The following is a 19,659-nucleotide window of genomic DNA, read 5'->3' on the forward strand; positions in this document are numbered from 1 at the left end:
GAACCGGGGCGGCGAAGAGTCTGGGTCGGACCCGCTGAGTCAGCCGACGACCTTCTTGAGGGCATCGCCCAGGGCATCGGCCTCGTCCGGAGTCAGCTCGACGACAAGCCGACCGCCGCCTTCGAGCGGAACGCGCATGACAATGCCCCGCCCCTCCTTGGTCACCTCGAGCGGGCCGTCGCCCGTCCGCGGCTTCATGGCCGCCATGCTCGTTCCCCTTCCTGAAACCAGCTCATCGTCAGCCGACGGCCCCCGGGATTGGGCACGCGTCACGGCATCGAACACATTGCTTCCAGGTCATTATCCCGCATCGCAGGACCCGATGACCAACATCGGTCCGCATCGCTTGGGCAACGCGCTCGATCAAAACCACTCAATTCGGCGATCCGCCTGCGATACTTCGCCGCCGCGGGTTCCCCCCGACGGCCGGATTGTTTGACGCAGGTCACATGCCCACCGCCGGTGATCTCCGCCATGCTGAGCGGACACGACGATCGAGAAGCATCCGCGACGGAGGGGATCCCACATGGCGGACACCGTGCTGTACGAGGTGAACGACGGGCTCGCGACCATCACGATCAACCGGCCCGAGGCCATGAACGCCATGAACACGCAGGCCAAGGTCGCGCTCCGCGAGGCGGTGCGCTCCGCGGCCGAGGACCCGGCGGTACGGGCCGTGCTGCTCACCGCGACGGGCCGCGCGTTCTGCGTCGGGCAGGACCTCAAGGAGCACGTGGAGTCGCTGGCGGCGGACCGCGAGACGGGCTCCGGCCGGACGATGAGCACCGTACGGGAGCACTACAACCCGATCCTGAAGGCGCTCACCGAGATGCCCAAGCCCGTGGTGGCGGGCGTCAACGGGGTGGCCGCGGGCGCCGGGCTCGGGTTCGCGCTGGCCGCGGACTACCGGGTGGTCGCGGAAACGGCGGCGTTCAACACGTCGTTCGCCGGGGTGGCCCTGACCGCCGACTCGGGCGTCTCGTGGACGCTGCCTCGGCTGATCGGCCAGTCCCGCGCCGCCGACCTGCTGCTGTTCCCGCGTTCGATCTCCGCCCAGGAGGCGTACGAGATCGGCCTCGTCAACAAGGTCGTACCGGCCGCCGAGCTGGCCGCCGAGGCCCTCGCGGTGGCCCGCACCCTCGCCGCGGGCCCGACCGTGGCGTACGGCGCGCTCAAGGAGTCGCTGGCCTACGGCGCGGGGCACACCCTCGCCGAGGCGCTGGAGAAGGAGGACGAGCTCCAGACCAGGGCGGGCGCGTCCGAGGACCACGCCATCGCGGTGGCCGCCTTCCTCGCCAAGGAGAAGCCGAAGTACGTCGGCCGCTGAGCGGGCGGGGCGGCCCCGGGAGCCCCGCTCTCAGGCGCCGCCCCGCGCCACGCAGTCCACGAGGTGGTCGTCGACCAGACCGCACGCCTGCATCAGGGCGTACGCCGTCGTCGGGCCGACGAAGCGCAGGCCGCGCTTCTTCAGGGCCTTGGACAGGGCCGTCGACTCGTCGGTGACGGCCGGGACGTCGGAGAGGGTGCGGGGCGCCGGGCGGGCCGCCGGGGCGTACGACCAGATGAGGGAGTCGAGCTCGCCGGGCGACCAGGTGGCGAGCGCCTGGGCGTTGGCGACCGTCGCCTCGATCTTGAGCCGGTTGCGGATGATGCCCACGTCGCCGAGCAGCCGCTCCTTGTCGGCCTCGGTGAACTCCGCCACCGCCGCGATCCTGAAGCCCGCGAAGGCCCGCCGGAAGCCCTCGCGGCGGCGCAGGATCGTGATCCAGGAGAGCCCCGACTGGAAGGCCTCCAGGCAGAGCCGTTCGTACAGCGCGTCGTCGCCGTGCACCGGGCGGCCCCACTCGGTGTCGTGGTACGCCACGTACTCCTCGGCGGACAGGCCCCAGGGGCAGCGGAGCCGGCCGTCAGGGCCGGGGATCGCGCCGCTCATCGCCGGGGCTCCTCGTCGGTCGGCCCGGCCGCGGGGTCGGGTGTGCCGAGCCCCCGCTGGGCTTCGGGGCCGGGTGTGATCCGCTCCGCGGACGCCGGGGACGGCGCGCGGTCGCGGCTCGCCGCGGTGGCCGCCGCCTGGAGCTCGGCGATCCGCGCGTCCCGCTCGGCGAGCTCCGCGCCGAGCCTGCTCAGCACGTCGTCGACGTCCGCCATCCGGTAGCCCCGCAGCACCACCGGGATGCGCAGCGCCTCCACGTCGGCCCGGGCCACGGGGCGGTGCTCGGGCAGCGGGTCCACCAGGTGCTCCGGCTCGGTGTCCGGCAGCACCGCGCCGTCGTCGCCACCTCCGCCCACCACGGCGAGGGTCACGGCGGCGACCACGACGACCATCGCGATCAGCAAGAACCAGAACACGAGCGAGCCTCTTCCCGACGCCGGAAACTGTTCGGGACCGATCGTGCCATGCGGCACTGACAGTTAGGGTCGCAGGCGGACAACGGCCGACGCACAGCAAAGGACACAGGGGATGCACAGCGGAACGGACCGCGGCACGCTGCGGCTTGGCCGACGCGAATTCACCGCGCACGAGCCGGTGGTCATGGCCATCGTGAACCGGACCCCCGACTCCTTCTACGACCAGGGGGCCACGTTCCACGACGAGCCCGCGCTCGCCCGCGTGGAGCAGGCGGTCGCCGAGGGCGCGGCCATCATCGACATCGGCGGGGTCAAGGCGGGCCCCGGCGAGGAGGTCACGGCCGAGGAGGAGGCCCGGCGCACGGTCGGCTTCGTGGCCGAGGTGCGCAAGCGGTTCCCCGACGTGATCATCAGCGTGGACACCTGGCGGCACGACGTGGGCGCGGCGGTCTGCGAGGCCGGCGCGGACGTCCTCAACGACGCGTGGGGCGGCTTCGATCCGAAGCTCGCCGAGGTGGCGGCGCGGTACGGCGCCGGTCTGGTGTGCACCCACGCGGGCGGTGTCGAGCCGCGCACCCGGCCGCACCGGACCGCGTACGACGACGTGATGGCGGACATCCTGCGGGTCACCGTGGGGCTCGCCGAGCGGGCCGTGGAGCTGGGCGTGCGGCCCGACGGGATCATGATCGACCCCGGGCACGACTTCGGGAAGAACACGCGGCACAGCCTGGAGGCGACGCGACGCCTGGAGGAGATGACCGGCACCGGGTGGCCGGTCCTGGTCTCGCTGTCCAACAAGGACTTCGTGGGCGAGACCCTCGACCGGCCGGTGAAGGAGCGCGTGATCGGCACGCTGGCGACGACGGCGGTCTCCGCGTGGCTGGGTGCCCGGGTCTACCGCGTCCACGAGGTGGCCGAGACCCGTCAGGTCCTCGACATGGTGGCGTCCATCGCGGGCCACCGTCCCCCGGCGGTGGCCCGCCGGGGACTCGCCTAGGCGCCTACCGCCCGGCCTCCTTGGTGACCAGCGCGATCGCCTCGTCCACGTCGTCGGTGACGTGGAAGAGCAGGAGGTCGCCCTCGGAGGCCTTGCCCTGGGCGATCACCGTGTCGCGCAGCCAGTCCACCAGGCCGCCCCAGTACTCGCTGCCGAACAGCACGATCGGGAAGCGGGTCACCTTGCGGGTCTGGACCAGCGTCAGGGCCTCGAACAGCTCGTCCAGGGTGCCCAGTCCGCCCGGCAGCACGACGAAGCCCTGGGCGTACTTGACGAACATGGTCTTGCGCACGAAGAAGTACCGGAAGTTGATCCCGATGTCGACGTGCGGGTTGAGCCCCTGCTCGAAGGGGAGCTCGATGCCGAGGCCGACGGAGATGCCGTTGCCCTCCCGCGCGCCCCGGTTCGCGGCCTCCATGGCGCCCGGGCCGCCGCCGGTGATGACCGCGAAGCCCGCGTCGACCAGGGCCCGGCCGATCCGGACGCCCGCCTCGTACTCGGGCGAGCCCGCCGGGGTGCGGGCCGAGCCGAACACGCTGATGGCGCTGGGGAGTTCGGCGAGCGCGCCGAAGCCCTCGACGAACTCCGACTGGATGCGCATGACCCGCCACGGGTCGGTGTGCACCCACTGCGAGTCGCCCTCGGTGTCGAGGAGGCGCTGGTCGGTGGTGCCGGGCTGGACCTGATCGCGGCGGCGCAGCACCGGTCCGAGCCGCTGTTCCAGCCGCTGCTCCGCCGGAAACGGGGTTCCCTCGGGGTTGGCCATACCGTGCTCCCTCCGCTGACGATGTTGCGCGTGCTCAGCCAGGGTAGGTCGGCGAACGTTACGAATGGCGGAATTCAGGCAGGCCACCCCGCTACCGAAGCCTTGAATGAAGGGCGGTCGGCCGGAAAAGGCCGGGCTCAGTCGGTCAGCCAGGCCCGCAGCCGCGTCTCGCACCGCGTGATCCGCTCGACGACGACGTGTTCGTCCCGCTTGTGGGCCAGCAATGCGTCGCCGGGGCCGTAGTTGACGGCGGGGATGCCGAGGTCGCCGAAGCGCGAGACGTCGGTCCAGCCGAACTTGGGCCGCGCGGTGCCGCCGACCGCCGCCATGAAGGCCGCGGCGGCCGGGTGCGAGAGCCCGGGGAGCGCGGCCCCCGAGTGGTCGTCGACGACGAACTCGGCGATGTCGCAGTCCGCGAAGACCTCGCGGACGTGGGCGACGGCCTCCTCGGCGGTGCGGTCGGGCGCGTACCGGTAGTTGACGACGACCGTGCACGCGTCCGGGATCACGTTGCCGGCCACGCCCCCCTCGACGCGTACGGCGTTGAGGCCCTCGTGGTACTCCAGGCCGTCGATCACCGGGCGGCGGGGCTCGTAGGAGGCCAGCTTCGCGAGGATGGGCGCGGCCGTGTGGATGGCGTTGGAGCCCATCCAGCTGCGCGCGGAGTGGGCGCGCTCGCCGCTGGTCCTCAGCAGCACCCGCAGGGTGCCCTGGCAGCCGCCCTCGACCTCGGTGTCGGAGGGTTCGAGCAGCACCGCGAAGTCGCCCGCGAGCCATTCGGGGTGGGCCTCGGCGACCTTGCCCAGGCCGTTGAGGTCGGCCGCGACCTCCTCGTTGTCGTAGAACACGAAGGTCAGGTCCCGGTTGGGCGCGGTCACGGTCTGCGCGATCCGCAGCTGCACCGCCACCCCCGACTTCATGTCGCTCGTCCCGCAGCCCCACAGCACGCCGTCGCCGTCGAGCCGGGAGGGCACGTTGTCGGCGATGGGCACGGTGTCGATGTGCCCGGCCAGGATGATCCGCTCGGCCCGGCCCAGCTGCGTGCGCGCCACCACGTTGTTGCCGTGCCGGTCGACGGTGAGGTGGGCGAGCTTGCGCAGCTCGCGCTCGATGGCGTCCGCCAGCGGCCCCTCCTCGCCGCTCACGGAGGCGAAGTCGACGAGCTGGGCGGTCAGCGAGGGCGCGTCCGCGGTGAGGTCCAGGGTGCTATCGGCCATGGCCCCGACCCTAACTCCCCCGCTGAGGGTCCCTTCGCGCTCCAGTACGGTGGGCACCGTGTCCGAGCCCATCGACCTCCCGCGCCCCTCCCGACGCGGCCGCCTCCTCCGGATCGGGGCGGCCCTCGCCGTGCTGCTCGCGCTCGCCGGATATCTGGTGGTGCAGTACGTGAGCGGCGGTCCCGGTGCGCCCAGATGCGTGGCGGGGTCGGGCGACGCCACCTTCCGGATGAGCCCCGAGCAGGCGGAGAACGCGGCGACGATCAGCGCCGTCGGCATCGCGCACGGCATGCCGGAGCGGGCCGTGACGATCGCGCTGGCCACCGCGCTCCAGGAGTCGGGCCTGCGCAATCTGAACCACGGCGACCGGGACTCGCTCGGCCTGTTCCAGCAGCGGCCCTCGCAGGGCTGGGGCACCGCCGAGCAGATCATGGACCCGGTCTACTCGGCGGGGAAGTTCTACAAGCACCTGGCCGAGGTCCCTGGCTACTCGCGGCTCCCGCTGACCGTGGCCGCGCAGAAGGTGCAGCGCAGCGGCTTCCCGCAGGCGTACGCCAAGCACGAGCCGGACGCGGCGGTGCTGACGGCCTCGCTGACCGGTCGCGAGTCCGCGTCGCTGACCTGCACCGTGGCCAAGAACGCCCAGCCGGGCGATCCCGCGCAGGTGCGCGCGGGACTGACGAAGGCCTTCGGCGAGGGCGTGGTGCCCGCCGAGCAGCCGCCCGGCGCGGGCCACGAGATCGCCGTGCCGGTGCGCGTCACCGAGGGCACGGCCGCGGCGGGCACCGACCGGGAGCAGCGCGGCTGGGCGCTGGCGCACTGGGCGGTGGCCCGGGCCTCCACGCTGCACATCGCGCAGGTCTCGTACGCGGGCCGCGTCTGGAGCGCGGACGACTCGGCCAAGGGCTGGTCCAAGGCGCCCGCGTCGGCCGCCGTCCCCGCCTCCACCGGCCGTGGTCCGGGCGCCGGATCCGCGAGCGACGGTACGCAAGAGGTACGAATCACCCTCGCGCCGTAACCGGCCGCCCGTTCGGCCGGGCACTCGACCGGGGTACCCCGCCTTCCCCCGCGCACCCCTTTCGCACCCGCATCCGGACGCCGATCCGAAGAATCGTCAATCCCCTTGGGGACAAAGGGATCTGATGGCCCGTCAGGCATTTTGGCGCACCATCATTTGCCCGTTTTTATCCAGAGTAGATAATGCGACGCATTGCAAACTCTTTACACCGGCCCACCGCAACCTCTCCTCCCCTCACGGCGGTTGTCACAGCGTCCGAACGCCGGACAGCGACACATTTCCAACCCGTCTGAAGGAGCATCATGTCCCTCCCCCTGACCCGTCGGATCGCCCGCGCCGCGCTGCTCATCGCGGCAGGTGCAGCGCCCGTGGTCGGTGCGGCCGGCTCCGCAAGCGCCGTGGAACTCCCCCAGGCCGCGCCGAACCTCGGCGGCCTCACCCAGATGGACCCCAGCTCGGTCAGCAACGCCGTCGACGGGGTGACCCAGAAGGCCACCGGCCTGGCGGGCGACACCGGGGCGGCCACCGTCAAGAAGGCCGTACCGGCGGCGGGCAAGACGGTCGGACAGGCGGGCAAGGTGGCCACCCCGGCCGCGCAGAAGACGGCCGGTGACGCGGCGGGCAGCGCGGGCGACATCCTCGGTTCGACCGCCCAGACCGCCACCAAGGGCGGCCTCCCGACCGGCGGCCTGCCCACCCAGGGTCTGCCGAGCACCGACCAGCTCCCGCTGAAGGGCCTGCCGATCGGTGGCTGACCGAGGGCGCAGGTGATGCGAAGGGGCCCGGGGAGTACCGCTTCCCCGGGCCCCTTCCGTGTGCGCGGACGCCTGCCGAACCCGCGCGGGCTACTGCCCGAGCCGCTTGACGGCCGCCTCGACGCGCTCGTCGGTCGCCGTGAACGCGACCCGCACGAACCGCTCGCCCGCCTCGCCGTAGAAGTCCCCGGGCGCCACCAGGATGCCCAGCTCGGCCAGGCTCGCCACCGTCTCCCAGCAGCCCTCGTCGCGGGTCGCCCACAGGTAGAGGCTGGCCTCGCTGTGCTCGATGCGGAAGCCGCGCTTCTCCAGGGCCTCACGCAGCGCGGACCGCCGCGCCGCGTACCGGGCCCGCTGCTCCTGGACGTGCGCGTCGTCGCCCAGGGCCGCCACCACGGCCGCCTGGACCGGCGCGGCCGTCATCATGCCGCCGTGCTTGCGGATCTGGAGCAGCTCGCCGAGCACGTCCGCGTCACCGGCGATGAACGCGGCCCGGTAACCGGCCAGGTTCGACCGCTTGGACAGCGAGTGGACGGCGACGAGGCCCTCGAAGCTGCCGCCGCACACGTCCGGGTGCAGCACCGAGACCGGCTCGGCCTCCCAGCCCAGCTCCAGGTAGCACTCGTCGGAGAAGACCAGCACGCCGTGCTCGCGGGCCCACGCCACGATCCGTACGAGCTCGTCCTTGGCGAGGACCCGGCCGGTCGGGTTGGACGGCGAGTTGAGCCAGAGCAGCTTCAGGTCCGTGGGGTCGAGCTCGGTCGGGTCGTCGTAGACCACCGGCCGGGCGCCGCACAGCCGCGCGCCGACCTCGTAGGTCGGGTAGGCCAGCCGCGGGTAGGCCACCTGGTCCCCGGCGCCCAGGCCGAGCTGCGTCGGCAGCCAGGCCACCAGCTCCTTGGAGCCCATCACGGGCAGGATGTTCGTGTGCTCGACCGAGCGCGCCCCGAGCCGCTTCTCCAGCCACCCCTTGATCGCGTCCCGCAGCGCGGGCGTGCCCCACACCGTGGGATAGCCCGGCGAGTCGGCCGCCCCCTTCAGGGCCTCCTGGACGAGCCCGGGGACCGGGTCGACGGGCGTACCGACGGAGAGGTCCACGATGCCGTCCGGGTGGGCCGCGGCCGTCGCCTTGTACGGCTCCAGCTTGTCCCAGGGGAAGACGGGAAGGCGCGAAGAGACTGCGCTCACGAAGGGGGCTCACTTTCTCGTACGTACGGTGCTGCGGGACCGCCGGGCCGGGAAACACCGCGGCCCCGTACGGCAGCTGAGCCGTACGGGGACCGGGGAAGCGCGATCAGCCGTTCTGCGGCGGCAGCGCTGCGATGAAGGGGTGGTCCCGCTCGATCAGACCGAGCTTGGACGCGCCACCGGGCGAACCGAGCTCGTCGAAGAACTCGACGTTCGCCTTGTAGTAGTCCTTCCACTCGTCCGGGGTGTCGTCCTCGTAGAAGATCGCCTCGACCGGGCACACCGGCTCGCAGGCGCCACAGTCGACGCATTCATCCGGGTGGATGTACAAGGACCGGGAGCCCTCGTAGATGCAGTCGACCGGGCACTCTTCGATACACGCCTTGTCCTTGACGTCGACACAAGGCTGCGCGATGACGTAGGTCACGCTGTCGTTCCTCCTCGATAGGGCGCGGCGGGCCGATCTGCGGCTCCGTCCACGTGGCGCGCGGGAGCGCGGCGTCGTCGATGCCCGCACCTAGTATCTCCGGTTCGGGGCACGATCCGAACAGGAGGGGCGGAGAGACCTGTGGAATTCACCACCGGCGGACGGCTTGAGGTCCGAATTACGGCTGCGGATACGGGCAAACGCGTATCAGTCCGGCGCCTGAGCTCCAGTGGAACCCCAGGCTCCCTGTTCTCGGACACGGTCGGCGTCCTCACATCCTGGGACGACGGTGTGTTGTCGATCACACGAAAGAGCGGTGAGACGGTCCGCATCGACGAGTCCACGCTGGTGGCCGGCAAGGTCGTCCCGGCCGCCCCGGCCCGGCGCCGCGGCCCGGCCGCCTCCTTCGAGGAACTCGCGCCCGTCCTCGCGCGCGCCTGGCAGCCGGTGGAGAGCGAGCGGCTCGGCGGATGGACGCTGCGCGCGGCGAACGGCTTCACCCGCCGGGCGAACTCGGTCCTGCCGCTGGGCGACCCGGGACTCCCCCTGCCGGACGCCCTCGGCCGGGTGCGCGCCTGGTACGCGGCCCGCGGCCTGCCCGCCTACATCCAGACCGCGACGGGCGCGGCGGGCACCCAGGAACGGCTCTGCGCCGATCTCGACCGGGCGGGCTGGGAGCGCGAGGTGAGCGCCGAGGTGCGGGTCGCGGGGCTCGCGCCGATCGCCGACCTCGACGCCGACGTGTCCCGGGTCCGCCTGGACCGCGCGGTCGACACGGCGTGGCTGAGCCGCTACCAGCGCTCGGTGACCCCGGGCGAGCACGTGCTGAGGGTCCTGGGCAGCGGCCCCTCGGTGTGGTTCGCCTCGGTGCCCGGCGACGGGCCGGTGCCCGCCGCGATCGGCCGCTGCGTGGTCGACGGCCGCTGGGCGGGCTTCATGGCGGTCGAGGTGGACCCGGCCCGGCGCCGCCAGGGCCTCGCGACGGCCGTGATGACCGCGCTGGCCCGCCGCGCCCTGGACGAGGGCGCCTCGGCGGCCTGGCTCCAGGTGGAGGCGGACAACGAGGGAGCCCGCGCGCTCTACGAGGGCCAGGGCTTCACGACGCACCACAGCTACCACCACTTCCGATCCCACTGACCGGGTACGAGGCTGACATGGATCCGGACGTCACCGACTGGCGGCAGGAGTTCGCCGAGGAGGCCCGCTCGGAGCGCCCCGACGTGGTGACGCTCTGCCTGCTGCTGGGCGCGGTGGCCGACCCCGCGCTCGGGCGGCGGGGCATCGACGCCGCCCACATCGAGCTGGACCGCCTGGCCGGGCTGCTCCCCTTCGGCCTCACCGGATCGCGCTCCTGGGCCCTGGCGACGGCCGAACTGCTCGGCGCCGCCTGCGGGTTCCGGGGCAGCCCGGCCGACTACCAGCGCCTGGAGTCGTCCCTGCTGCCCGAGGTGCTGCGGCGCCGGCGGGGCCTGCCCATCCTGCTGTCGGTCGTCTGGATCGAGGTGGCGCGCCGGGCCGGGGCGCCGGTGTACGGAGTGGCCCTGCCCGGCCACTTCGTGGTGGGCTTCGGCCCCCGCCGCGACCGGGTGCTCGCCGACCCCTTCGACGGAGGCCGGCTGCTGACCGGCGCCGACGCGGAGCTCCTGGTGGCCGGGGCGACCGGCGCGCCGCTGGAGGAGTCGATGCTGAGCCCGGCCGCCCCGCTCGACATCGTGGTACGCGTCCTGAACAACATCCGCGCCTGGGCCGCGGCCCGCCCCGAGCGCAGCGACGTCGCCCTGTGGGCCGTGGAGCTGTCCCTGCTGCTCCCCTCGCACCCGGCCCGGCTGCGCTTCGAGCGGGCCCAACTCCTGGTCCAGCGCGGCGATTTCCTGGTCGGCGCCGCCGAACTCGACCGGTACGCGGACGTGGTGGAGGCGGTGGACCCGGCCACCGCGGAATCGATCCGGCGCAGGGCGCGGGCGGCCCGGGCGATGCTGAACTGAGCCGGCGCCCCGGCCCGCCTAAGGTTGCCGTCCATGAGCGAGAGCCACCGGCCGCCGGCCGTCCACCCCGTCCCGTACCACGCCCAATGGGCCTCCCCCGAGCTGGTGGAGGCGATCGTCGGCGGCTCCGTGGACGCGGCCGAGGACCCGCTGTGGCGCACATACGGGGCCGAGACCCCCGAGGAGTACGCCTGGTGGTCGTGGCGGCTGTGCGGGGTGGCCTGCCTGCGGATGGCACTGGAGTACTGGCAGGGCTCGGCCCCCACGCCGATGGAGCTCGCCGCGGAGTGCGAGGCGGCCGGGGCGTACGTCCGCCGCGGTGACGGGCTGGACGGCCTGATCTACGCCCCGTTCGCCGCGTACGCCCACGAGCGCTGGGGCCTGCGGGCCGCGGCCAGACCGCACCTCCCCGTCGCCGAACTGCCCCGGCTGATCGCGTCCGGGCACCTGTTGATGCTGTCCGTCCACCCCTCGATCCGCGAACTCGCCCCCGCTCCGGAGCGCCGGGGCGGTCATCTGGTCCTGGCGGTGGGGGCGACCGAGGAGGCGCTGGTCTTCCACAACCCGTCCGGCTTCCAGGACCGCTCCCAGGAGTTCGCGCACATCGGCTGGGCGGACCTGGAGCGGTTCTACGCGGGGCGGGGCGTCGCCCTGGGCCCGGGAACCGGCCGTCCCGGTCACTGAAGCGGTCACATCCGGCCAATCCCCGCCCCGGCCCGGAAAACCCTGCCGGAACGGCGAGCAGCGGTCACAATCTGTTGACGCGCCCTCAACAGGCCGTACGAGAGAGCCTGTTGAGGGCGCCACCATGTCGGCCCGCCCTCGTCAGGAGTCGCCTTGTCCCGCCTGAGACCGATTGCCGCCCGTCTCGCCCCCGCCCTGCTCCTCCCCCTCCTCGCCACCCTCGGCCTGGCCGCCCCGGCCGGCGCCGACCCCGCGCAGGCCGACCTCTCCGTGACCCTGGACGCCTCCCCCAAGGGGCTCGGTGTCAACGCGGCCACGTTCACCGCGAGCGTCACCAACGCCGGTCCGGCGGCCGTCGGCGCCGCGCGGGTGTGGTTCAGCTATCCCGCCGGCTTCACCGCGCCCACCGCGTCCGGCTGCACCCTCGACCGGACGAACCGGACCGCGGTCTGCGCGCTGGGCGCGATCCCGTCCGGCGCCACCGTCACGAAGCGCCTGACGCTGCACGCCGGGCTCCTGACGATGAGCGGCAACCTCCCGGTCACGGCCGCCCTGGTCGACCTGACCCCCAGCGACCCGGACCCGGGCAACAACTCCGCGGTCCACGTCTGCTCGGCCCTGACCCTGCTCCTGGTGAGCTGCTGAGCACCCGCCCCCGCGGTACGGCGCGGGTCCCCCCGGCCCGGTCGTGGATCGCGGGGCTGCGCGACTACAGCCAGCCCTTCTCGCGGGCGATGCGGACCGCCTCGGCCCGGTTGCGGGCGGCCAGCTTCTGGATCGCCATGGAGAGGTAGTTGCGGACCGTGCCCTGGGAGAGGCAGAGGGCCGTCGCCAGTTCGGCGTTGGTCGCGCCGTCCTGCGCCGCCCGGAGCACATCGCGCTCGCGCTCGGTCAGCGGGTTCGCCCCCTCGGCGAGGGCGGCGGCGGCCAGCGTCGGGTCGATGACCCGCTCGCCCGCGAGCACCTTCCGCACCGCCGTGGCCAGTTGGGCCGCCGGGGCGTCCTTGACGAGGAACGCGTCGGCGCCCGACTCCATGGCGCTGCGCAGATATCCGGGCCGCCCGAAGGTCGTCAGGATCACGATCTTCACGTCCGGCAGCTCGCGGTGCAGCCGCGCCGCCGCCTCGATGCCGGTCATGCCCGGCATCTCGATGTCGAGCAGCGCCACGTCCACCGTGTGGGCCCGGGCCGCCGCGAGCACCTCGTCCCCCCGGGCCGCCTGCGCCACCACCTCCATGTCCGGCTCCAGGCCGAGCAGGGCGGCGAGGGCCTCGCGGACCATGGACTGGTCCTCGGCGAGGAGAATCCTCAGCCGCCGTTGTGGGGACTCCCCCGCAAGTTCACTCATGCGTCAAGAGTATGCAGCGCCACGCCCTGTCCTGAAACCGTCGCACGACGGCGTTCTCGCTGGTCAGGGGCCGAGGACGGCGTCGTCCCGGCCGGGCGCGCCCTCGGGTGGCAGCGGGATGCGGGCGGTCAGCGTGAAGCCCTTGCGCCCGGCGTCGGTCTCCAGGGCCCCGGACACCTTCGCCAGGCGCTCGGCGAGCCCGGTCAGGCCGTTGCCCGCGACCGGCGCCGGGGCGCCGGGGCGGGGCTTGCCGTCGTCCTGGACCCTGAGTTCGAGGAAGCGGCCGTCCAGGGTCTGGCGTTCGCCGACGGTGACCGTGCAGTGCCGGGCGCCGCTGTGCCGTACGACGTTGGTGGCGGCCTCGCGCAGGACCCAGGCGAGCACCTCCTCCGCCGCGGCGGGCAGCCCCTCGGGCACGTCGGAGGGCACGTCCGCCTGGATGCCCGCGGCACTCAACGCGGTGCGGGCGCCCGCGAGTTCGGCGGGCAGCGTGGCCCTGCGGTAGCCGCTCACGGCGGCCCGCACGTCGACCAGGGCCTGTCGGCTCACCTGCTCGATGTCGGCCACCTGCTGCGCCGCCCGGTCGGGGTGGTCCGGCAGCATCCGCCCGGCCAGCTCGCTCTTCAGGGTGATGAGGGACAGGGAGTGGCCGAGCAGGTCGTGCAGATCGCGGGCCATCCTCAACCGCTCCTCGTTCGCGGCCAGTTGGGCCACGGTGGCGCGGGCCTCGCGCAGTTCCACCGACGTACGGATCAGATGGCGTACGCCCGTCATGGCGAAGCCGCCCAGGAGCGCGGGGATGACCAGGCCCGGCACGACGTCGCCGACGTGGGTGACGCGGACCCCGATCAGGGTCATGGTGGCGGTCGAGGCCAGGATCGCCCAACTGGCCAGCGCCATCGGCAGCGTCGCCCCGCACGAGACGGACACGTACACGAAGAGCACCAGCCACGGCGAGCCGAGGGCCAGCGAGAGCGAGACCGCGAGCGCCGCCTGGAAGCCCAGCAGGCCGTAGACCGTGGTGGTGGCCAGGGGGCGGGCGGTGTGCCGCAGGACCAGGGCCAGATAGACGCTCACGAAGCCCACCAGGCCGAGCCAGCCGAACACCGTGGCCGCGGTGGCGTGGTGGCCGTCGAGCAGGTCGGCGACGGGGGCTCCCATGAAGGCCAGCCAGATACCGACCCACATCAGCTTCTGCAGCATCTGGCGGCGCGTCTCGGGACTCATCCCGATCCGCGCCGCCGGGTGCCCCTGGTTCACGGGACTCACGCCTTCAGGGTGTCCTTCCGGTACAGCCATGCCGCGCCGCCCGCGAAGAGCAGGAAGTAGAGGACGAGGATGGCGAGGTCTTTGCCGTGCGGGGCGTCACCCAGCTCGATGGCCTGTCCCAGGGCAGCGTACGCGTGCGTGGGCAGCCATTCCGCGATGTTCTGCAGCCACTGCGGGAAGACGGTGCTGGGCATCCACAGGCCGCCCAGGATCGACATGCCGAAGTAGATGATCATCGTGATCGGGCGGACCGCGTCACCGCTGGCGATGTAGCCGATCGCGACGCCGAGGGCGGCGAAGCAGAGCGAACCCGCCCAGATGGCGACGGTCAGCGCCCCCCACTGCCAGGCCTCGAACCGCACGCCCTTGGTGACGGCCGCGACGAGGAACACCACCACGATGCACGGCAGGGTCACCACCGCCGCGCTGGCGATCTTCGCCAGGACGTAGCCGCGGCCCGGCAGGGTGGTCAGGCGCAGCTGGCGCACCCAGCCCTTCTCGCGCTCCTTGGCGATCTTCTCGCTGTTGCCCATGAGGACGGCGGTGATCGCGCCGAAGGACGCCATCGAGACCATGTACAGGGCGGGGAAGGTGAGGTCGGTGCCCTTGACCTTGTCGGTGCTGCTCTGCGAGGCCGCGAAGAGCAGATAGAGCGCCGAGGGGTAGATCACCGAGAAGAACATGAACTTCTTGTTCCGCAGGGTGCGGGTGATTTCGAGCTTGATCAAGGTGTTCATGCTGCGTTGGCCTCCTCGGCCGAGGTGATGGCGACGAAGGCCTGCTCCAGGCCGAGGCCCGCGACTTCGAGGTTGCGCGGGTAGAGGCCGAGCCCGTACACCGCGTGCATCGTGGCGTCGGCGTCGTGCGACTGGATGCGGACGGTGCGGCCCGAGATGTCGATGGTGGACAGGAACGGCAGCTCGCGCAGGGCGGCCTCGTCGATCGTTCCCTCCAGGTCGAAGCTGACCCGGCGGGCGCCCGCCTTGGCCTTGATCTCGGCCGCGGTGCCGTCGGCGAGGAGCTTGCCCTTGTGCAGGACGAGCACCCGGTCGGCGATCGCGTCCGCCTCCTCCAGGTAGTGCGTGGCGAACAGGACCGTGCGTCCCTGGGCCGCCTGCTCGCGCATGGTCGCCCAGAACGCCTGGCGGGCGGTGACGTCCATGCCGGTGGTCGGCTCGTCGAGGACGATCAGGTCGTTGGCCCCCGCGGTGGCGAGTGCGAAGCGGACGCGCTGCTCCTGGCCGCCGGAGAGCTTGTTGACCCTGCGGTCGGCGATCTGCGTGATGCCCGCGCGGTCCATGACCTCGGCCACCGGGTACGGCTGGGGGTGCAGGGCGCAGCCGAGCTCGACGAGCTCGCGCACGGTGACGTCCTCCATCAGGCCGCCGCTCTGGAGCATCGCGCCGACCTTGCCCGCGTTGATGGCCTGCGAGGGCGTCATGCCGAAGAGGCTGACCGTGCCGGAGTCGGCGTTGCGCAGCCCGAGCAGCAGGTCGAGCGTGGAGGACTTGCCCGCGCCGTTGGGGCCGAGCAGGGCGACCGTCTCGCCGGGGTAGAGCCGCAGCGACAGGTCGGCCACGGCACGGACGTCGCCGTAGCTCTTGTTCACGTTCTCGAAGCTCACCACGGACTGTGCGGTCCGTTCGGCGGGAGGGGCTGTCTGCGTCATGGGTCAAGACTCGCCCAGGGCCCCGGCACCCCGGCAGTGGCGCGCGTCGTGACTCCCGCATGACGGATGTCATGGGTGGGGGCATGACACCGCCCCCGGCCACGAGGGGCGCGGGGGCGGTGGCGGACCGGGTCGACCGGGTCAGCTGGGGTTCAGGTCGATCGTGACCGTGCGCTCGGCGGGGGTCTTGCCGCGCAGCGCGGTCTGCATGGCGTGGGCCACGTCGTCGGCCGACACCTCGTGCTTCTGCCCGTCGCCCTTGGTGATCATGACGCCCTTGAAGGTGCTGCCGATCAGCTCGGTGATCGCCTTCTTGTCGTAGACCTCGACCAGCTTCCCGTCGATCGGCTTCATCGAGAGGATCTTGGGGAGCGACTTCGAGGGGCCGAAGGGGAGCGACTTTCCGCCCGCCTTGATCGTGACGATCCCGGACATCGCGGGCTGCGCGAACTCCTTCATCGCCCGGTCGATCTCGGCCTGGCCGACGGTGGGCTGGCGGACCGACACCGGCAGCGACACCGGGTCCGCCTTGCCGGTCTGCACCATGGTGCGGTACGCGTCCTTGACCGAGATCATCGAGCGGTTCACGTCGAGCGACTTGCCCGCCTTGCCGGGCTCGGCGACCGCCTTGCCCGGTACGAACTTGATGGTGCCCTCGGTCGCCGAGCCCGACGCCCCGGCGAGATCGGTCAGCGCGACGCCGAGCTTCTCCTCGTCGACCGGGATCACCGGTTCGGCGACCCGCTTGCCGCCGAAGAGCGAGCCGATGACGGACACCGGGTTGTAGTCGCTGCCCGCCGCCGCGCGCACGGTGGCCTGGCTGTCCAGGGAGAGGCCCGCGATCTCGGGCTTCAGCTGCTCCTGCTTGCCGTCGACCGTGAGGTGCAGCGGCTGGTTGGCGCGCTTGCCGAGCGTCTGGTCGAGCTTGGAGACGGCCGCCTCCTTGGTGCCGCCGCCGATGTCGACGCCGAGGACGGTGGTGCCCTTGGGGACCTCGGAGTGGTTCAGGACGAGACCGGCACCGTAGGCGACGCCGACCAGGACGATGAGGCCGCCGCCGAGCAGGGCCACCTTGGAGCGGCCCTTCTTGGCGGGCTTCGCGGGCGCGCTCGTGCGCTGGGGCGCGGCCGGGGCCTCGGTCTCGTCGGGGTCGGCGCCCGGCGGCGTGCGGACCGGGCCGCCGGGGCCGCCGGGGCCGCCCGGGAACGTTCCGCCCCGGTGCTCCGGCGGAACGACCGGGATGCCGCTGGTGAGGGTGTCGCCGGAGACGTGGCCGGCCGGGGCCGCCGGGTTGACGGCCGGGTTGGCCAGCGGGTTGCCCACGGAGTGGGTGAGCGGGCTCGGCGCGGGGGCCTGCGGGGTCAGGATCGCCGTGTCGTCGGACAGGACGGGGGCCGGGCCCGGTCCGCCGGGGGCGAAGGGGTGGCCGCCGCCCTGGACCGGGTCCGGTCCGGGACGCGGAGCGTCGCCGAAGCCGCCGTTCGGCCCCTCGCCCGGGCCGCGGCCCGACTCGGGCCCCTGGCCGGAGAGTTGATCGTGGGGCACGCCGAAGTCCGGGGTCTCCGCGGCGCGGGCGCTCTGCCCGAGCGCGGCACCCTGGCCCATGCCCGTGCTCCGGCCGACCGGCCGCATGGGCAGCGCGGCATTCCCGGTGACGGGGCCGGTGGTCGGGCCCGAGGGCGGACCCGGGGCCCCGTCCGGGCCGTTCGGGGCGTCCGTGCGGCCGGAGCCGTTAACGCCCGGCGATCCGGCGCCCGGGCCGTCGGAGAAGTACGGCAGGTCGGGCCGGGGGGTACCGGCCGGCGGGCTCGCCGAAGGGGCTGGCGCCGCCGGGGACTTGCGCGGGGCGAACCAGTCGCTGGTGGGCCGCTCGTCGGCGGCCGGCTCCTCGGGCTCCGCCTCGGGCGCCTCGGGCCGGGGCACCGAACCGGTGCGCTCGCTCACGTCCTCCGCGTCCGCCGCCTTGGCGGTGTCGCTCATCGGCGTCCGCATCACGACCGGCGGGATGGGGCGCGAGCCGGGGATGTTGATCCGGATCCGCGTCGTCAGCGTGGTCTCGGTCTTCGGCTCGTCCGGTCCGGCGGCGGCTTCAGGAGCGTCCTGGCCCGCCGACGACGGGGTTCCGTACGGCGGGGTACCCGAGGGGTACCCGGCGGCACCCCGTCCCTGGCGGCCGGAGGACGAACTGTCAGTTTCACGACTCAAGGCTGGTTCTCTCCCGATTGGCTCCGCCACCCGGTCTCGTTCTTGTGGTCCCTCTGGTCGGGCGGCTCGGCGGCGCGCACCACCATACTGGCCGCCGTCGTTCCGTACGGGGCGGGCCGGAGAAGGCGCACCCCGTCCCCCACTACTGCGTCGTCGCGCCCGAGCACGTCACTTGCCAAGTCGGGCGGACGGACCGCCGGGTGGAGCGAATCCGCCGATCGTGGCGCAGATCACAGCGGCGACCATGCCGCCGAGCAGGAAGACGTAGGACCCGACTCCGGCGCCGAACACGAAGTCGCCCTCGGGGCGCGTGGTGGTCAGCAGGATGACCGCGACCAGCCAGCCGGCCGCGGGCGCCCCCACCCCGCCCCGGCCGCCCGCCAGTTGCGCACCGACGGAGAAGAGCCCGGTCGCGCCCGCGAGGGACAGCACGAGGCCGCCCGGGAACCAGGCCGCCTGCACCAGCGCCCCGGCCACGCCGACGAGCGCGCCGACCACGACGAGCAGCAGGTACAGCCCGATGCGGGCGGCGGTCCCGCCCGCGGGTGCGTCATCCATGGACGTACGACTACTCACTTGCCACACCTTCAAACAGGTCGTGCTCGCGCTGCCCGGGCGCGGCTCCCGGGACGCCCGCCGCCAACTGGTAGTACTCGGTGGTGAAGATCGGCTGGCCCAGGTCGTTGGAGAGGGCGAAGTAGGGGCCCTTGACGGCGATCTGGGTCTCGTGGGCGCGCATCGCGGCGCTCTTGGCGGCCGCGTAGGAACGGCCGTCGATCTCGGCCGTGATGTCCCGCTCGTCCACGACGCCCGGTACGTCGTCGATGGCCGCGATGCCGGGGAAGTCCGCCTTCGCGGCCCGCAGCTCGGCGAAGGCGCGCTCGACGACCGGGCGGGGCACGCGGTTCCAGTACGTCTTCGCGATGGCGTGCGGCTCGCCCAGGTCGCGGCGGTATCCGGGCTCGGCGGCGAGTTCGGCGGCGCGCGTGGCGACCCGGTGGGCCTGGATGTGGTCGGGGTGGCCGTACCCGCCGTCGGGGTCGTAGGTGACCAGGACCTGCGGGCGCAGCGAACGGATCACCTCTACGAGGTACGCGGCCGCCTCGTCCACGTCGGTGTTCCAGAACGCGCCCGGCCGGTGGTTCTGCTCGACGCCCATCATCCCGGAGTCGCGGAAGCGGCCCGGGCCGCCGAGGAAGCGGTGGTCGGTGACGCCCAGCTCCTTCATCGCGGCGGCGAGTTCGCCGACCCGGTGGGCGCCCAGGCCGCCGTCCCGATCGGGCGCGAGATGGGCGAGCCCGGGCGGGATGACCTCGCCCTCCTCGCCGAGCGTGCAGGTCACCAGGGCGACGTGCACGCCTTCGGCGGCGTACTTGGCCATGGTGGCGCCGTTGTTGATCGACTCGTCGTCCGGGTGCGCGTGCACCAGGAGAAGACGGCGGGCGGGGAGTTCCGACATGGGCCCCAGCCTACGAGGCCGGGGCCGGGCCGCGCCGCCGGAGCCGGGCGGCACTGGGCCGGGGACGGTTCACGGGCGCCCCCTAGAACTTGATCCCGCCGATCATTCCGGCCACGTTGCTGGTGACTTGGCTGATGGTGGGGGCGATGGAGGAACTCGCCAGATAGAACCCGAGCAGCATGCAGACCGCCGCGTGTCCGGCCTTCAGTCCGGATTTCCGGACCAGCAGGAAGACGACGATCGCCAGCAGCACCACCGCCGAAATCGAGAGTGCCACGGCGGTTCACCTCCATCTGTTCCGGTGGTCGGACGGACCCAGCAGT

General features: G+C 72.9%; 23 protein-coding genes. 8 read left to right on the plus strand and 15 right to left on the minus strand.

Annotated features, from left to right (window positions below; translation table 11 throughout):
• Positions 1–39: 39 nt before the first annotated feature.
• Complete coding sequence (locus DT019_RS23735; protein ID WP_003966491.1) at positions 40–207, minus strand: DUF3117 domain-containing protein; 168 nt, start codon at positions 205–207, stop codon at positions 40–42.
• Between the two features lie 319 nt (positions 208–526).
• Here DT019_RS23735 and DT019_RS23740 point away from each other — a divergent pair, with 319 nt between their 5' ends.
• Entirely contained in the window at positions 527–1,327 is an 801-nt protein-coding gene (locus DT019_RS23740) for an enoyl-CoA hydratase/isomerase family protein (RefSeq protein ID WP_114038910.1), read from the plus strand.
• Positions 1,328–1,357: 30 nt separating this feature from the next.
• On the opposite strand, the gene DT019_RS23745 is transcribed toward DT019_RS23740, so the two are convergent.
• Together DT019_RS23745 and DT019_RS23750 are read right to left on the minus strand one after the other, a co-directional pair.
• Positions 1,358–1,933: a DNA-3-methyladenine glycosylase I gene (locus tag DT019_RS23745; RefSeq protein WP_114038911.1), complete on the minus strand. Its 576-nt coding sequence runs from the start codon at positions 1,931–1,933 to the stop codon at positions 1,358–1,360.
• On the minus strand, positions 1,930–2,349 hold the full coding sequence (locus DT019_RS23750; protein ID WP_223279728.1) for a hypothetical protein: 420 nt from the start codon (positions 2,347–2,349) through the stop codon (positions 1,930–1,932). The genes DT019_RS23745 and DT019_RS23750 overlap by 4 nt, the downstream gene beginning before the upstream one ends.
• Before the next feature lie 112 nt (positions 2,350–2,461).
• Here DT019_RS23750 and folP point away from each other — a divergent pair, with 112 nt between their 5' ends.
• Complete coding sequence (gene folP / locus DT019_RS23755) at positions 2,462–3,346, plus strand: dihydropteroate synthase (protein ID WP_114038912.1); 885 nt, start codon at positions 2,462–2,464, stop codon at positions 3,344–3,346.
• Between the two features lie 4 nt (positions 3,347–3,350).
• Here the strand turns inward: folP and DT019_RS23760 are convergent, their stop codons facing one another.
• Both DT019_RS23760 and dapE read right to left on the minus strand, forming a co-directional pair.
• A complete protein-coding gene (locus DT019_RS23760) occupies positions 3,351–4,112 on the minus strand; it encodes a TIGR00730 family Rossman fold protein (protein ID WP_114038913.1) in 762 nt (253 codons plus the stop codon).
• A 137-nt stretch (positions 4,113–4,249) separates the two neighbouring features.
• On the minus strand, positions 4,250–5,329 hold the full coding sequence (dapE, locus tag DT019_RS23765) for a succinyl-diaminopimelate desuccinylase (protein ID WP_114038914.1): 1,080 nt from the start codon (positions 5,327–5,329) through the stop codon (positions 4,250–4,252).
• Positions 5,330–5,378: 49 nt separating this feature from the next.
• On the opposite strand from dapE, the gene DT019_RS23770 reads away from it, so the two are divergent.
• Together DT019_RS23770 and DT019_RS23775 are read left to right on the plus strand one after the other, a co-directional pair.
• Positions 5,379–6,347 carry a hypothetical protein gene (locus tag DT019_RS23770; RefSeq protein WP_114038915.1) on the plus strand — a complete coding sequence of 323 codons (969 nt, stop codon included), beginning with the start codon at positions 5,379–5,381 and terminating at the stop codon, positions 6,345–6,347.
• Between the two features lie 302 nt (positions 6,348–6,649).
• Positions 6,650–7,102: an ATP-binding protein gene (locus DT019_RS23775; protein WP_114038916.1), complete on the plus strand. Its 453-nt coding sequence runs from the start codon at positions 6,650–6,652 to the stop codon at positions 7,100–7,102.
• Positions 7,103–7,192: 90 nt separating this feature from the next.
• Here the strand turns inward: DT019_RS23775 and dapC are convergent, their stop codons facing one another.
• Both dapC and fdxA read right to left on the minus strand, forming a co-directional pair.
• On the minus strand, positions 7,193–8,290 hold the full coding sequence (gene dapC / locus DT019_RS23780; protein ID WP_114038917.1) for a succinyldiaminopimelate transaminase: 1,098 nt from the start codon (positions 8,288–8,290) through the stop codon (positions 7,193–7,195).
• 106 nt (positions 8,291–8,396) lie between these two features.
• Complete coding sequence (gene fdxA / locus DT019_RS23785; RefSeq protein WP_018845645.1) at positions 8,397–8,717, minus strand: ferredoxin; 321 nt, start codon at positions 8,715–8,717, stop codon at positions 8,397–8,399.
• A gap of 141 nt (positions 8,718–8,858) precedes the next feature.
• Between fdxA and DT019_RS23790 the strand changes: the two genes are divergently transcribed.
• The 4 genes from DT019_RS23790 (at position 8,859) to DT019_RS23805 (ending at position 12,031) form a co-directional block, all read left to right on the plus strand.
• A complete protein-coding gene (locus DT019_RS23790) occupies positions 8,859–9,854 on the plus strand; it encodes a GNAT family N-acetyltransferase (protein ID WP_114038918.1) in 996 nt (331 codons plus the stop codon).
• A gap of 17 nt (positions 9,855–9,871) precedes the next feature.
• On the plus strand, positions 9,872–10,702 hold the full coding sequence (locus DT019_RS23795) for a transglutaminase-like domain-containing protein (RefSeq protein WP_114038919.1): 831 nt from the start codon (positions 9,872–9,874) through the stop codon (positions 10,700–10,702).
• Between the two features lie 33 nt (positions 10,703–10,735).
• Positions 10,736–11,386 (plus strand): C39 family peptidase, encoded by a 651-nt coding sequence (locus DT019_RS23800; RefSeq protein WP_114038920.1) that lies wholly within the window; start codon positions 10,736–10,738, stop codon positions 11,384–11,386.
• Positions 11,387–11,539: 153 nt separating this feature from the next.
• The gene (locus DT019_RS23805; protein ID WP_114038921.1) at positions 11,540–12,031 is read left to right on the plus strand and encodes a DUF11 domain-containing protein; all 492 of its coding nucleotides are present in this window, start codon (positions 11,540–11,542) and stop codon (positions 12,029–12,031) included.
• Between the two features lie 64 nt (positions 12,032–12,095).
• Here DT019_RS23805 and DT019_RS23810 read toward each other — a convergent pair whose 3' ends face one another.
• The 8 genes from DT019_RS23810 to DT019_RS23850 form a co-directional block, all read right to left on the minus strand.
• Positions 12,096–12,734: a response regulator transcription factor gene (locus DT019_RS23810; RefSeq protein ID WP_114038922.1), complete on the minus strand. Its 639-nt coding sequence runs from the start codon at positions 12,732–12,734 to the stop codon at positions 12,096–12,098.
• Positions 12,735–12,797: 63 nt separating this feature from the next.
• The gene (locus DT019_RS23815; RefSeq protein WP_411292724.1) at positions 12,798–13,994 is read right to left on the minus strand and encodes a sensor histidine kinase; all 1,197 of its coding nucleotides are present in this window, start codon (positions 13,992–13,994) and stop codon (positions 12,798–12,800) included.
• A gap of 5 nt (positions 13,995–13,999) precedes the next feature.
• Entirely contained in the window at positions 14,000–14,740 is a 741-nt protein-coding gene (locus tag DT019_RS23820; protein ID WP_114038923.1) for an ABC transporter permease, read from the minus strand.
• Entirely contained in the window at positions 14,737–15,672 is a 936-nt protein-coding gene (locus tag DT019_RS23825) for an ABC transporter ATP-binding protein (RefSeq protein WP_114038924.1), read from the minus strand. Before DT019_RS23825 ends, DT019_RS23820 begins: the two co-directional genes overlap by 4 nt.
• Before the next feature lie 141 nt (positions 15,673–15,813).
• The gene (locus tag DT019_RS23830; protein ID WP_189389871.1) at positions 15,814–17,877 is read right to left on the minus strand and encodes a hypothetical protein; all 2,064 of its coding nucleotides are present in this window, start codon (positions 17,875–17,877) and stop codon (positions 15,814–15,816) included.
• 168 nt (positions 17,878–18,045) lie between these two features.
• Positions 18,046–18,435: a DUF6113 family protein gene (locus tag DT019_RS23840; RefSeq protein ID WP_114038927.1), complete on the minus strand. Its 390-nt coding sequence runs from the start codon at positions 18,433–18,435 to the stop codon at positions 18,046–18,048.
• Positions 18,436–18,445: 10 nt separating this feature from the next.
• A complete protein-coding gene (gene mshB / locus DT019_RS23845) occupies positions 18,446–19,336 on the minus strand; it encodes an N-acetyl-1-D-myo-inositol-2-amino-2-deoxy-alpha-D-glucopyranoside deacetylase (RefSeq protein WP_114038928.1) in 891 nt (296 codons plus the stop codon).
• A gap of 82 nt (positions 19,337–19,418) precedes the next feature.
• On the minus strand, positions 19,419–19,613 hold the full coding sequence (locus DT019_RS23850; protein ID WP_053729969.1) for a DUF2304 family protein: 195 nt from the start codon (positions 19,611–19,613) through the stop codon (positions 19,419–19,421).
• Positions 19,614–19,659: the final 46 nt, after the last annotated feature.

This window comes from Streptomyces sp. SDr-06, assembly GCF_003324565.1.
Lineage (GTDB): Bacteria > Actinomycetota > Actinomycetes > Streptomycetales > Streptomycetaceae > Streptomyces.

Bases quoted from the DNA above. Each gene is read 5' to 3' on its own strand.
- DT019_RS23745 (WP_114038911.1), bottom strand. From the start codon at position 1,933: ATGAGCGGCGCGATCCCCGGCCCTGACGGCCGGCTCCGCTGCCCCTGG.
- DT019_RS23820 (WP_114038923.1), bottom strand. From the start codon at position 14,740: ATGAACACCTTGATCAAGCTCGAAATCACCCGCACCCTGCGGAACAAG.
- DT019_RS23760 (WP_114038913.1), bottom strand. From the start codon at position 4,112: ATGGCCAACCCCGAGGGAACCCCGTTTCCGGCGGAGCAGCGGCTGGAA.
- DT019_RS23795 (WP_114038919.1), top strand. From the start codon at position 9,872: ATGGATCCGGACGTCACCGACTGGCGGCAGGAGTTCGCCGAGGAGGCC.
- DT019_RS23775 (WP_114038916.1), top strand. From the start codon at position 6,650: ATGTCCCTCCCCCTGACCCGTCGGATCGCCCGCGCCGCGCTGCTCATC.
- DT019_RS23735 (WP_003966491.1), bottom strand. From the start codon at position 207: ATGGCGGCCATGAAGCCGCGGACGGGCGACGGCCCGCTCGAGGTGACC.
- mshB (WP_114038928.1), bottom strand. From the start codon at position 19,336: ATGTCGGAACTCCCCGCCCGCCGTCTTCTCCTGGTGCACGCGCACCCG.
- DT019_RS23825 (WP_114038924.1), bottom strand. From the start codon at position 15,672: ATGACGCAGACAGCCCCTCCCGCCGAACGGACCGCACAGTCCGTGGTG.
- DT019_RS23740 (WP_114038910.1), top strand. From the start codon at position 527: ATGGCGGACACCGTGCTGTACGAGGTGAACGACGGGCTCGCGACCATC.
- DT019_RS23840 (WP_114038927.1), bottom strand. From the start codon at position 18,435: ATGGATGACGCACCCGCGGGCGGGACCGCCGCCCGCATCGGGCTGTAC.
- folP (WP_114038912.1), top strand. From the start codon at position 2,462: ATGCACAGCGGAACGGACCGCGGCACGCTGCGGCTTGGCCGACGCGAA.
- DT019_RS23800 (WP_114038920.1), top strand. From the start codon at position 10,736: ATGAGCGAGAGCCACCGGCCGCCGGCCGTCCACCCCGTCCCGTACCAC.
- dapE (WP_114038914.1), bottom strand. From the start codon at position 5,329: ATGGCCGATAGCACCCTGGACCTCACCGCGGACGCGCCCTCGCTGACC.
- DT019_RS23810 (WP_114038922.1), bottom strand. From the start codon at position 12,734: ATGAGTGAACTTGCGGGGGAGTCCCCACAACGGCGGCTGAGGATTCTC.